Raw genomic sequence first — 13740 nt, forward strand, 5'->3', positions numbered from 1 at the left:
AGACAATAGAGTCACAGAGGAATCAAAGAGCGACTCAATTGTCTTTGGACAGTCTGGTTGTGAGGTTAGAAAACAGTTACTCCTACACCATTAAATAGGGCGCAATGCTCGCTAATTTCTCCCTGGTTTCCGTCAGTTCGCGTTCCGGTGTAGATTGCGCGATGATTCCCGCCCCCGCTTGTATCCAGCAGCGCTGGCTGTCCTGAAATACGGAACGCAGAACTAGCGCCGCATCGAAGCGCATATCGTCCAGCAGCAGAATTGCGCCGGAATAGAGCTCTCGCGGCGTCTTCTCAATTTGCATAATCGCGTTCAGGGCAGCGTTTTTAGGGATACCTGAGGCGGTAATCGACGGAAACAGCACGGTAAACGCATCCCAGGCATCCTTGTTTTCCGCAAGCTGACCGCTCACGCCGGACCCCAGATGCTGAACGCTGCCGCGCTGGCGAACCGACATTAAATCTTCAACCACCACGCTGCCCAGCAGGCAAACGGCCTCCAGTTCAGCAATCGCTTCTTTGACAGAAAGGATATGCTCAAGCACCTCTTTACTGTCGTGCAGCAGTTCTGCCTCTTTCGCCTTATTATGCTCCGGGTTTCCCATGCGATCGCGGGTGCCCGCAAGCGGTTCAGTGACCACTTTATTGCCCGTCACTGACATCACCAGTTCCGGGCTAAAGCCCAGCGCTTCGCGTCCTTCCTGACGGAACATAAACGAGCGCACAGGTGTATTTGCCTGCCGCCCGTATAACAGCGTGGCGGGCATATCAATCCGCGATGGCAGGGGAATAGCGCGCGAGACAATCACTTTGACATACTCGCCACGGCGGATCTCCGCAACGGCGCGTGCAACCTGTTGTTTATACGCCTCGCCATTGAGGGCGGTATCCACCGCCAGTGGTGCGTTCTGCGTCGTTGTACTGGCCTCTTTTACCCACTCACACAAACGTCGGCCCCCGTCGGCGGAGTCCGCATAAACGGTGACATTTCCCTTTTCAAAAATAAGTTCTTCACGGGGAACGGTTAACGTCAGCAGCGGCCACTCCCCGGCGTTAAAGGCAATCCCCCGCGCATGCGCCGCAAAGTTGAACCCAACCTGTCCATAAACCCGACGTCCTTTGACCTGAGGATGTGCCATAAAACGACGCGCGCAGTCGGTAATGGAATCCACCGCCCATTGTTGCTCCCCGGCACCATCAATAAATGTCGCCTGCGTTCCGTCGGCATTAATGTGCAACCGTGCCAGGCACCCTTTGCCTAAATACCAACAGGGTTGACGCTCATAGACATAACACTCTTCTTCTGCGAACTGGCGTAAAACGCCAGAAATCGTCGGCAGCCATTGTTCCTCTGGTAACGCCAGGTGTAAAAATTCACTGATTTTCATCCCTTACCTCTCTGTGTTATTCCCGGATCAATCAATTGCGCTTGTCATCAGTTCTCTTGCCGAATGCAGCCGGATATAAGCAACCCACGCCGCCAGCAACGTGAATACCCCGGCAAACAGGAAGCAGGCCGCATAGCCAAAATGTTGAGCAACAACGCCGCCGATAACACCAGCCAGGATGGCGATTGCCGCGTCAGTACATTGAAAGAGGGTGAAGTCGACACCGGCCTGCAAAGGCGATGAAAGCGACATCAGCGTGGCGTAAAGACAGACCAGCGCGCAGGCCAGCGAAATGGACTGGACAATGACCAGACACTGGAGAATCGGCAGCAACAGATGACCCGGCGCCATCATGAACGTCATCACCACCGCCAGCAGCGCGATCCCCTGGACGCCATAAGCCGTCAACAGCGCTCTGCCGGGTGAGGTGTATTTCATCAGTAATCCGCCGGCCAGCGTTCCTGCTATGCCCGCTGCAATATTGCCGCCGCTGAACAGCGCGCCCAACGCAGACATGCTCAACCCATGATCCAACAACAGCGGCGCCAGAAGAGGCAGCACAAACCGCATGCCTGAATTCAGCATTAATACCAGCAGTAAGCCTAGGCGCGCCTGCTTCCTCCTTAGCGCATAACCTAACGCCGGAACATGCGGGATAGGCGCTGTTCGCGTCGGCTCCGTAATGCGCCACAGCGGGAATGACAGCGCCATAATCAGCATCGCCATCATCAGCATGGCGACAGGCCAGCCGGATGCTGCCGACAACATCAGGAACACCCCGCCGCCGCACATCATTCCCAGATAGCTGCCGCCGACCTGCACGCTGTTTCCCCAGCCGTAACCCGCGCGAGTCAGTTGATCGACGCAAAAGCCGTCGCTGGCGATATCAATGGTGGAAGCGACCGTGCCTGCCACCATAAACAGAACAAATAACGCGACGATTTGCGTATCGGGAAATCCTCCTTCTCGCCCAAACCAGCCAATCGCTGCGGCAATCATCAGGATCGCCGCTAGCGCGACCTGACCACGCAGGATTAACATCCGCGAACGGCGTTCCTGGCTACCGGGCGGAAGCCGCCAGCGTTCGATCCACGGCGCCCAAATAAACTTCAGCGCCCAGGGCAGCATGAACAGGGTTGTCGCACCGGCAAGCGCCAGCGATCCGCCAGCAGCGCGCACCAGCGCGGGTAAGGACTGCATAGACAGCGCCGATACCAGACTCTGCGTCACATAGACGCCGGCAATAGCAAAAATCACCCGCCCGGTCGTCAACGTCAGCGGTTTCACATTCGACTGAACATCACTCATGCACCCACTCTCCAGACGCGGAAACCCCGTCGTCGCGCCACACGCGCGCGGCCATTTGCGCCTGCCACAGCGCCTGATAACGTCCATGATGTGAGAGCAATTGCGCATGAGTACCCTGCTCAACCACCTGTCCCTCTTCCATCACCAGAATGTTTCCGGCCCCGGCGATGGTGGATAAACGGTGAGCGATGATAATCACCGTCCGGTTGTGAACCAGGTTATCGATCGCTTTTTGCACCGCCAGCTCGCTTTCAATATCCAGCGCGGCAGTCGGTTCATCGAGAATGACGACCGGCGCGTTTTTCAATAACGCTCTGGCAATGGAAATCCGCTGGCGCTCGCCGCCCGATAGCTGGCCGCCCATCTCTCCCATTGGCGTCAGCCAGCCTTGCGGAAGACGGGAAATAAACTCAAGGCACTGCGCCGCGCGGGCGGCCTCTTCTACCTCCTGCCGCGTCGCCTGTGGGCGCGCGATACGGATATTCGCCAGCAGCGTGTCATCAAACAGCCAGACATCCTGGAAAACAACAGAAATCAGGCTATTGAGCTGTTCCGGCGTCAGGCGGCGAATATCGACGCCGCCAATAGAAATCTGCCCTTGCTGCGGATCGGCATAGCGCATTAACAGTTTGGTGACCGTAGTTTTGCCTGCGCCGGAGGCACCCACCAGCGCGCTCATACTGGCTGCCGGGAACGTCAAAGAAACATGATTAAGCGCGTGGCCGTCGCCTTCTTCGTAGCGATAGCTGACGTTGTCAAAGCGGATATCGTAACGTTCCGGCATCTCGCTTTGCTCTGCGACGGGAAGCGGTGCTATCGCCATAAACCGCTCAATCCGTTGCAGGGCGCTGGCGATCAGTTCCACAACCGAGGTGTAGCTGATAAACATCGCCATCGGTTCTGCGAAGCGCATAATCATCGCGACGGCGGCAATCAAAAAGGCGAGGTTCAGAGTGCCCGTCACTACCCAGACGATCCCGGATAACACCACCACCTGTAGGCCCAACTCCACGACGCTGGCGATCAGCATCGTCGCGCCAGCGCCCTGACGGTGAGTGCGGGTCTGTAAGTTTTCCAGCGCATTGAAATGCGCCAGCAGCGCCCGGCTTTTATCGGCATCGCTGCCGCAGGTGCGCAATACCATCATCCCCTGAGCAAATTCAACGATATCGCCGCTCAGACGCTGGTGCGCTTCCCCCAGCGTCTGCATTTGTCGCCGCATCGCCGGGCGGCGCCAGTAATAAAACGGCACCAGCAGAGGGAAGATCAGCAACATCACCAGCCCCAGCCGCCAGTCTATCCACAATGTCGCCAGCGACGCCGTCAGCGGCGTGACAATGGTGAGCAGCAAAATATTGGCTATCGCAATAACATAATTGAGGTTTTCATCCACGCTGCCCAGCAGCAAGGCGTTCATTTCACCCGCCCTGCCGCGCTGGAGCTTCTCCAGCGGCACGCGGCGTAACTGCTCGCCAAGTCGCAGGCGCAACTCATGGGTGGCCTGCGCCAGATGACCACGGTATTCAAAGCCCAGGCCATACCAGCGTAGCACCAGCGTCACAATTGCGGCGACGCTGAAGGCCATAGCCCAGTTAAGAAGTTGCGGCGCATCTCCCCGTAACAGCGCATCAATGATCGGATAAAGACAGGCAAAGGCGATCCCCTGCATGAATGCCGCCAGCAACAGCGCCAGCATACTGCGTCGCAGCATCCTGGCCTGACTGCCAACGCTGGAGATAAGCTGGCGCCAGTTGACGCGCCAGGCCAGGTTATCCGCAGGATTATTGTCTTTCATTTTCCACCACCTCTTCCTGTGTTCCACCCGGCACCCAATGCTGCGCCTGCTGATAGTGTTGCCAGAGCCGTTGATACAGGCCGCCCTGCGCCAACAGTTGCGTATGGTTCCCCATTTCCCTGAGCTGTCCGTCGGAAAACAGCAATATCACATCGGCCTGAGTCACCATTGAGAGACGATGCGCGACCATGATGACCGTCCGGCCACGCATGGCCGCCGCGAGCGCCTTGATAAGCGCCGCTTCGTTTTCCGGGTCAGCAAACGCCGTCGCCTCATCGAGCACCAGGATGGGGCGATCCTGCAAAAGCGCCCGGGCGATAGTAATGCGCTGCCGCTGGCCGCCGGAGAGAAATACCCCACGTTCCCCGACTCGTGTGTTGTAACCTTCTGGCAGAGCGCTAATAAAATCATGGGCCTGCGCCACTCTGGCCGCCGCTATTACCGCCTCCAGCGGCGTATCCGGCGCGCCCAGACGAATGTTATTGGCTATCGTGTCGGCAAAAAGGAAGTTGTCCTGAAACACAAACGAGAGTTGCTTCATCAGGGTGTCCGTCTGCATATCACGCAGATCCACGCCTCCAATACGGATATGGCCTTTGTCCGGGTCGGCGTAACGCAGCAGCAAGCGCGCCACGGTGCTTTTTCCGGCGCCGCTTGGCCCGACCAGCGCCACAATTTGCCCGGCAGGCACATGAAAGCTCACCTCCTGCAACGCGGCACCAGTACGCGCTTGCGGATAATGAAAGCTCACCTGCTCAAAGGTAATGCTCGCCTCTTGCGGCTGCTGGTCAGACTGCGGCAGCGATAACTCCGGCATCGCGAGAACCTGATAAATACGCTGAATGCTTAAACGCGTTTGCGCGACCAGGTTATTGAGCATCATCATTGGCATTACGGATTCGGCCATTCCGCTGCCCAGCAGTAAAACGGCCACCCACGCGATAAAATCGAAACTGCCATAGTGCAGCAGGCCGTATCCCGACCAGATCAGGACAAACAGGGTCGGGAGAGGATTCAGAATCGAGAAGGAAAAACGCGCTGAAAAACCGGCTTTGCGATACCAGGTTTTGAGCACATCGACCCACTCTTCAAGGGCGCGTTGATAGCGCAAAAAACTGGTGCTGCCGCTATCAAACGTTCTCACCACGGGCATGGCCTGCGCGAACTCAATCACCGCCGCGCTAACCTGCTCGCGCGCCTTATGATAACGCTGAGCCATATCTTCCGAACGCTGGCGGGCGAGCACGAGAACAACCGATCCAAACGCCAGTACCCCCAGCGTCGCGATTGCCAGCCGCCAGTCCAGCCAGAACAAGATAACGATTGTCGCCAGCGGCATGATGATCGCGCGGGCATAGAGCGGCGTGCTGTCGGCCACAAAAATATGTAACGACTTCACGTCATCCAGCATCACTTTCGCCACTGACCCGCTGCCCATTTGCTGTAACACGCCAGGCGGAAGCTGCAATGCTTTACGGGCTAACCTGCTGCGCAGACTGTTCTCCAGATGAAAAGCCGCGTAATGAGAGGTGTTGAACGCCTGTAAGCGCAGAACAAAAGTTAAGACCACGCAGCCGATCACGCCGCCCAGCGGCCAGGCCGGAATAGCGTCAGGCGTCGCGCGAATGTCACGCAGGCTCCACGCCAGAAAAAGGAGCGCCCCCAGGCTGGTTAATGCCGCCAGCCCCGCCAGCGCCATAGCTAAAATAACCTTCCTGCGAACCGGTGTAATCACCTGCCAGAGAGGAAATCGGGACAGCGATTCAGTATTGGATGATTGAGATGACATGGGAGTAACTGAATTTCCTGATGAATTTTTACGGACGCCAAAAACGACAATTCAGGGTGGCGTCCTGAGAATTAATGTGAATAATAACCATTATCAATAACTCATCTACCCCATTCGGTTCTATTTATACCCGCATTGGTCTAAGCCACAGGGAGATAACCAGGTCATGACGGAGTCACCGCAAACGCAATCTGAAATCTCTATTCACCAGTTGGTGGTCGGGAAACCTGCAAACGATGGCAATATTCCTGCTCAGTGTGAACTGCTGCGCTGTTCGTTGCAGGAAGGTATGGATATTTTGCTCTGGAGGGGCCATTTTGCGCGGCCTGAGACGTTGCAGCTACACGACGATCTGGGCAGGATTAACTTCTCGTGCATCCTGGAAGGCACATCGCGCTTTGCGATTCAGGGACTCCGGCGCCACACCGACTGGGAGCTTGCGCGCAATCGCCATTACATTACCCATACGCCAGACTGTCGCGGCAGCGCCTCCTATTGTGGCCGATTCGAGAGCATTACCCTCTCCTTCAGCCCTGAAACCCTCGCGCTGTGGGTGCCGGATATTAGCGCGGTCATTAAGAATAAGATCGACTCCCACTGCTGTTGCCAGCAGCAGCGTTGTAATGCTGAAACCCACTTAACGGCTCAGGCCTTGCGTCACGCGCTGATGCGCATGCACGGCGGCTTCAGTCATGAACAAAAGCCGTCGACGCTATGGTTGCAGGGGCAAAGTCTGGTCATGCTCAGTCTGGTGCTGGATGAACATCGCGAAGACGCCAGTTGCCTCTCCTGCCACTTCAACCCGATGGAACGCCAGAAACTGCTGCGGGCGAAGGATCTGCTGCTGGCTGATCTGACGCAAGCGCCGGGCGTCGCGGAGCTGGCCAGAGAGTCCGGTCTGAGCGTTCTCAAAATTAAGCGAGGCTTCCGCGTTCTGTTCAACAACAGCGTCTATGGCCTGTTTCAGGCTGAACGAATGCAGGAAGCCAGAAGACGCCTGGCCAACGGCAATACCTCCGTCATGACGGTGGCGGCCGATCTGGGCTATGCCAACGCCAGCCATTTCTCTGCCGCCTTCCAGAAACAGTTTGGCGTAACCCCTTCGACCTTTAAACGCGTGATGTAACCGGGGTCGCGCCCCCCTAAACTCCTCCCTGACAGAGGCCCGGATACCCCATCCGGGCCTCTGTTCTTTCCGCCTGTTACCAACCCGAAACGGGCATAAATAAACCCGTTTCGGGTAGTATCCAATTGTTAATAATTATTATTCTCATATGAGCAATGCATTTCGGTAAGACGTGCCATCAGGAGGAAGAATGATTTCTGGCGCACCATCTCAGGATTCGCTGTTACCGGACAACCGCCACGCGGCTGATTACCAACAATTACGCGAGCGGCTCATACAGGAACTGAATTTAACGCCGCAGCAGTTACATGAAGAGAGCAACCTGATCCAGGCCGGCCTGGATTCCATAAGATTGATGAGATGGTTACACTGGTTTCGTAAAAATGGCTACCGCCTTACCCTTCGCGAGCTGTATGCCGCCCCCACGCTGGCGGCATGGAACCAGTTAATGCTCAGCCGGTCGCCTGAGAACGCGGAAGAAGAAACGCCGCCCGACGAATCATCCTGGCCGAACATGACCGAAAGTACCCCCTTCCCATTGACGCCAGTACAGCACGCCTACCTGACGGGCCGCATGCCGGGGCAGAAGCTTGGCGGCGTGGGTTGCCACCTGTATCAGGAGTTTGAAGGCCATTGTCTGACGGCGTCGCAGCTGGAGCAGGCCATCACGACCTTGCTGCAACGCCACCCAATGCTGCATATCGCCTTTCGCCCCGACGGGCAGCAGGTCTGGCTACCGCAACCTTACTGGAACGGCGTCACCGTTCATGATTTACGCCATAACGACGCTGAAAGCCGCCAGGCCTATCTGGACGCACTGCGCCAGCGCCTGAGCCACCGTCTTTTACGCGTGGAAATCGGCGAAACGTTTGATTTTCAGCTGACGCTCTTGCCGGACAATCGCCACCGCCTCCATGTCAATATTGACCTGCTGATTATGGATGCCTCCAGCTTTACGCTTTTCTTCGATGAGCTTAACGCCCTGCTGGCCGGAGAATCGCTGCCGGCTATCGACACCCGCTATGATTTCCGCTCGTATTTGCTGCACCAGCAGAAGATCAATCAACCACTGAGAGACGACGCGCGCGCTTACTGGCTGGCGAAAGCATCGACGCTTCCCCCCGCGCCCGTCTTGCCGCTGGCCTGCGAACCCGCCACGCTACGTGAAGTCCGTAATACCCGACGCCGCATGATTGTCCCGGCAACACGCTGGCACGCCTTTAGCAACCGGGCCGGCGAGTATGGCGTGACGCCGACAATGGCGCTGGCGACCTGTTTTTCTGCCGTGCTGGCTCGCTGGGGCGGCCTGACGCGTCTGCTGCTTAACATCACCTTATTCGACCGCCAGCCGCTGCACCCGGCGGTTGGCGCGATGCTTGCCGACTTCACCAATATTCTTCTGCTGGATACCGCCTGCGATGGCGATACCGTCAGCAACCTGGCGCGTAAAAACCAGCTCACGTTTACGGAGGACTGGGAGCATCGCCACTGGTCCGGCGTCGAATTACTCCGTGAACTCAAACGCCAGCAGCGCTACCCCCACGGCGCCCCGGTGGTATTTACCAGCAATCTGGGGCGTTCCCTCTACAGCAGCCGCGCAGAATCGCCGTTGGGCGAGCCGGAATGGGGCATCTCGCAAACGCCGCAGGTCTGGATAGATCATCTGGCGTTCGAGCATCACGGCGAGGTCTGGCTACAATGGGACAGCAACGACGCGCTGTTCCCTCCGGCGTTAGTCGAAACATTGTTCGACGCCTACTGCCAGTTGATTAACCAACTCTGCGATGACGAAAGCGCCTGGCAAAAGCCGTTCGCAGATATGATGCCCGCCAGCCAGCGCGCGATACGCGAACGGGTCAACGCCACCGGCGCCCCCATTCCCGAAGGCTTGCTGCATGAAGGCATTTTCCGTATCGCTCTGCAACAGCCGCAGGCGCTGGCGGTAACGGACATGCGTTATCAGTGGAATTATCATGAGCTGACAGACTATGCCCGCCGTTGCGCGGGCAGGTTAATCGAGTGCGGGGTTCAGCCCGGCGATAATGTGGCTATCACGATGTCGAAAGGCGCAGGACAACTTGTTGCGGTTCTGGCCGTCCTGCTGGCCGGGGCGGTTTACGTTCCGGTTTCGCTGGATCAGCCTGCCGCACGGCGCGAGAAAATCTACGCTGACGCCAGCGTCCGGCTGGTGCTCATTTGTCAGCACGACGCCAGCGCCGGGTCAGACGATATTCCCGTCCTTGCCTGGCAGCAGGCCATTGAGGCGGAGCCGATCGCCAACCCGGTAGTACGCGCCCCCACGCAACCGGCCTACATTATCTACACCTCCGGCTCTACCGGTACGCCGAAAGGGGTAGTCATTTCTCACCGGGGAGCGCTTAACACCTGTTGCGATATCAATACCCGCTATCAGGTTGGCCCGCATGACAGGGTGCTGGCCCTCTCCGCCCTACATTTTGATTTATCGGTTTACGACATTTTTGGCGTACTGCGCGCGGGCGGCGCGCTGGTGATGGTGATGGAAAATCAACGGCGCGATCCTCACGCATGGTGTGAGCTGATCCAGCGCCATCAGGTCACGCTCTGGAACAGCGTCCCGGCGCTGTTCGATATGCTGCTGACCTGGTGTGAAGGTTTCGCCGACGCCACGCCGGAAAACTTGCGCGCAGTGATGCTTTCCGGCGACTGGATCGGGCTTGACCTCCCCGCCCGTTATCGGGCCTTCCGGCCACAAGGACAATTTATCGCGATGGGCGGCGCCACCGAGGCGTCTATCTGGTCTAACGCCTGCGAAATTCACGACGTCCCCGCCCACTGGCGCTCCATCCCTTACGGTTTTCCGCTAACCAACCAACGCTACCGGGTGGTGGATGAACAGGGCCGGGACTGCCCTGACTGGGTGCCGGGTGAATTATGGATTGGCGGCATTGGGGTCGCGGAAGGCTATTTCAACGATCCCCTGCGTAGCGAGCAGCAATTTTTGACGCTCCCGGACGAGCGCTGGTATCGCACCGGCGATCTCGGCTGCTACTGGCCAGATGGCACAATCGAGTTCCTCGGTCGTCGCGACAAGCAGGTCAAAGTCGGAGGATATCGCATCGAGCTGGGCGAAATCGAAAGCGCGCTCAGCCAGCTGGCGGGGGTGAAACAAGCAACCGTTCTGGCGATCGGCGAAAAAGAAAAAACGCTGGCGGCATACGTTGTTCCTCAAGGCGAGGCTTTTTGCATTACCGATCATCGGAACCCGGCACTGCCGCAGGCGTGGCACACGCTTGCGGGAACGTTGCCCTGTTGCGCCATCTCGCCAGAGATCTCCGCAGAACAGGTAGCCGATTTCCTTCAGCATCGCCTGCTAAAACTGAAGCCGGGTCACACCGCTGGCGCCGATCCTCTCCCCCTGATGAACTCACTCGCTATCCAGCCGCGCTGGCAGGCCGTGGTGGAACGCTGGTTAGCATTTCTGGTGACACAACGGCGACTGAAGCCCGCTGCTGAAGGTTATCAGGTCTGCGCTGGTGAAGAACGCGAGGATGAGCACCCGCACTTCAGCGGACATGATTTAACGTTATCGCAAATTCTTCGCGGTGCCCGTAACGAACTGTCGTTACTGAACGACGCGCAGTGGTCGCCGGAAAGCCTGGCCTTTAACCATCCGGCCAGCGCCCCGTATATTCAGGAACTGGCGACAATTTGCCAACAGCTTGCACAGCGCTTACAGCGCCCGATACGCCTGCTTGAGGTGGGAACCCGCACTGGCCGCGCCGCAGAATCGCTGTTAGCACAGCTCAACGCCGGACAGATTGAGTATGTCGGGCTTGAGCAGAGCCAGGAGATGCTGCTGAGCGCCCGGCAGAGGCTCGCCCCCTGGCCTGGCGCCCGTCTGTCCCTCTGGAATGCAGACACGCTGGCGGCGCACGCTCACTCGGCGGACATTATCTGGCTTAATAACGCCCTGCATCGTCTGCTGCCGGAAGATCCCGGGCTCCTTGCGACATTACAACAGCTTGCCGTTCCCGGCGCGCTGCTCTACGTGATGGAGTTTCGCCAGTTAACGCCTTCCGCCCTGCTCAGCACGCTCCTGTTAACCAATGGGCAGCCGGAGGCCTTGCTGCATAACAGCGCCGACTGGGCGGCATTATTTAGCGCGGCCGCCTTCAACTGTCAGCATGGCGATGAGGTCGCGGGGTTACAACGCTTCCTCGTACAATGTCCTGACAGGCAGGTGCGCCGCGATCCCCGTCAACTTCAGGCCGCCCTCGCTGGACGTCTGCCGGGGTGGATGGTGCCGCAACGGATCGTCTTCCTCGACGCCTTACCGCTGACGGCTAACGGGAAAATTGACTACCAGGCGCTGAAGCGTCGTCATACCCCTGAAGCGGAAAACCCGGCCGAAGCGGATTTACCCCAGGGCGACATTGAAAAACAGGTTGCCGCCCTCTGGCAGCAACTCTTATCAACTGGCAATGTCACCAGAGAAACCGACTTCTTCCAGCAAGGCGGCGATAGCCTGCTGGCGACCCGTCTGACCGGGCAACTTCATCAGGCAGGTTATGAAGCGCAATTAAGCGACCTGTTTAATCATCCCCGGCTGGCGGATTTTGCCGCCACGCTGCGGAAAACCGACGTCCCGGTCGAACAACCATTCGTCCACTCCCCTGAAGATCGCTACCAGCCCTTTGCGCTTACCGACGTGCAGCAGGCTTACCTGGTGGGGCGTCAGCCGGGCTTTGCCCTGGGCGGCGTCGGCTCACATTTCTTTGTTGAATTTGAAATTGCCGATCTGGACCTCACCCGGCTGGAGACGGTCTGGAACCGATTAATCGCCCGCCACGATATGCTGCGCGCCATCGTGCGTGATGGACAGCAACAGGTGCTCGAACAGACGCCCCCCTGGGTGATACCCGCACACACCCTCCATACGCCTGAAGAGGCGTTGCGGGTGCGCGAAAAACTGGCGCATCAGGTACTCAACCCCGAAGTGTGGCCGGTATTCGATCTCCAGGTCGGATACGTGGACGAGATGCCTGCCCGCCTGTGGCTGTGTCTGGATAACCTGTTGCTTGACGGTCTGAGCATGCAGATCCTGCTGGCGGAGCTGGAGCACGGCTACCGCTACCCGCAACAGCTGCTTCCGCCGCTGCCCGTCACCTTCAGGGATTATCTGCAACAACCCTCGCTACAGTCGCCCAATCCAGATTCTCTGGCATGGTGGCAGGCGCAGCTTGATGATATTCCTCCGGCGCCTGCGTTGCCGCTGCGCTGCTTGCCTCAGGAGGTTGAAACACCGCGCTTCGCCCGCCTGAACGGCGCGCTGGACAGCACGCGCTGGCATCGGCTGAAAAAACGGGCGGCTGACGCCCATCTCACCCCGTCGGCCGTACTGTTGTCGGTGTGGTCAACGGTTCTCTCTGCATGGAGTGCACAGCCTGAGTTCACGCTTAACCTTACGCTTTTCGACAGGCGACCGCTGCACCCGCAAATCAACCAGATTCTGGGCGATTTCACCTCGCTGATGCTGCTGAGCTGGCATCCCGGCGAAAGCTGGCTGCACAGCGCGCAGTCACTACAGCAGCGGCTGAGCCAGAACCTCAACCACCGCGATGTGTCAGCCATCCGCGTGATGCGTCAACTGGCGCAACAGCAAAACGTGCCTGCCGTTCCGATGCCCGTCGTCTTTACCAGCGCGCTGGGCTTTGAGCAGGATAACTTCCTCGCCCGGCGTAATCTGCTCAAACCGGTCTGGGGCATCTCCCAGACGCCGCAGGTCTGGCTCGATCACCAGATTTATGAATCCGAAGGCGAACTGCGCTTTAACTGGGATTTTGTCGCCGCGCTGTTTCCTGCCGGGCAGGTGGAGCGCCAGTTTGAACAGTATTGCGCATTGCTAAACCGAATGGCCGAGGATGAAAGCGGCTGGCAACTGCCGCTCGCCGCGCTGGTGCCTCCCGTTAAACACGCAGGGCAATGCGCAGAGCGCTCACCGCGCGTATGCCCTGAGCAGTCTCAGCCACACATTGCGGCGGACGAGAGCACCGTCAGCCTGATTTGCGACGCCTTCCGCGAGGTGGTTGGCGAGTCTGTCACGCCCGCAGAAAACTTCTTTGAGGCGGGCGCAACGTCGCTGAATCTGGTGCAACTGCACGTTTTGTTACAACGTCACGAATTTTCCACCCTGACGTTGCTAGACCTCTTCACCCACCCTTCTCCTGCTGCCCTGGCCGATTATCTGGCCGGCGTCGCCACGGTGGAGAAAACAAAACGACCTCGCCCTGTTCGCCGTCGTCAGCGGCGGATATAGCGCGAAGCAAACTGATTTTCCCCGGAACGCCATCGCG

General features: G+C 58.2%; 6 protein-coding genes. 2 read left to right on the forward strand and 4 right to left on the reverse strand.

What is annotated here, in order from left to right; all coding sequences use genetic code 11:
* Positions 1–82: 82 nt before the first annotated feature.
* From ybtS to ybtP, 4 genes are read right to left on the reverse strand one after another with little or no spacing between them, the layout of a single operon-like run.
* On the reverse strand, positions 83–1387 hold the full coding sequence (gene ybtS, locus DR88_RS11140; RefSeq protein WP_004150588.1) for a yersiniabactin biosynthesis salicylate synthase Irp9/YbtS: 1305 nt from the start codon (positions 1385–1387) through the stop codon (positions 83–85).
* Between the two features lie 27 nt (positions 1388–1414).
* Complete coding sequence (gene ybtX, locus DR88_RS11135; RefSeq protein ID WP_001286279.1) at positions 1415–2695, reverse strand: yersiniabactin-associated zinc MFS transporter YbtX; 1281 nt, start codon at positions 2693–2695, stop codon at positions 1415–1417.
* A complete protein-coding gene (ybtQ, locus tag DR88_RS11130) occupies positions 2688–4490 on the reverse strand; it encodes a yersiniabactin ABC transporter ATP-binding/permease protein YbtQ (protein ID WP_000654459.1) in 1803 nt (600 codons plus the stop codon). Before ybtQ ends, ybtX begins: the two co-directional genes overlap by 8 nt.
* Positions 4477–6189: a yersiniabactin ABC transporter ATP-binding/permease protein YbtP gene (gene ybtP / locus DR88_RS11125; protein ID WP_032443937.1), complete on the reverse strand. Its 1713-nt coding sequence runs from the start codon at positions 6187–6189 to the stop codon at positions 4477–4479. Before ybtP ends, ybtQ begins: the two co-directional genes overlap by 14 nt.
* Before the next feature lie 256 nt (positions 6190–6445).
* On the opposite strand from ybtP, the gene ybtA reads away from it, so the two are divergent.
* The gene (gene ybtA / locus DR88_RS11120; RefSeq protein WP_000140406.1) at positions 6446–7405 is read left to right on the forward strand and encodes a yersiniabactin transcriptional regulator YbtA; all 960 of its coding nucleotides are present in this window, start codon (positions 6446–6448) and stop codon (positions 7403–7405) included.
* 190 nt (positions 7406–7595) lie between these two features.
* The gene (irp2, locus tag DR88_RS11115; protein ID WP_004150590.1) at positions 7596–13703 is read left to right on the forward strand and encodes a yersiniabactin non-ribosomal peptide synthetase HMWP2; all 6108 of its coding nucleotides are present in this window, start codon (positions 7596–7598) and stop codon (positions 13701–13703) included.
* Positions 13704–13740 lie beyond the last annotated feature (37 nt).

The organism is Klebsiella pneumoniae (assembly GCF_000742135.1).
Classification (GTDB): Bacteria; Pseudomonadota; Gammaproteobacteria; order Enterobacterales; family Enterobacteriaceae; genus Klebsiella; species Klebsiella pneumoniae.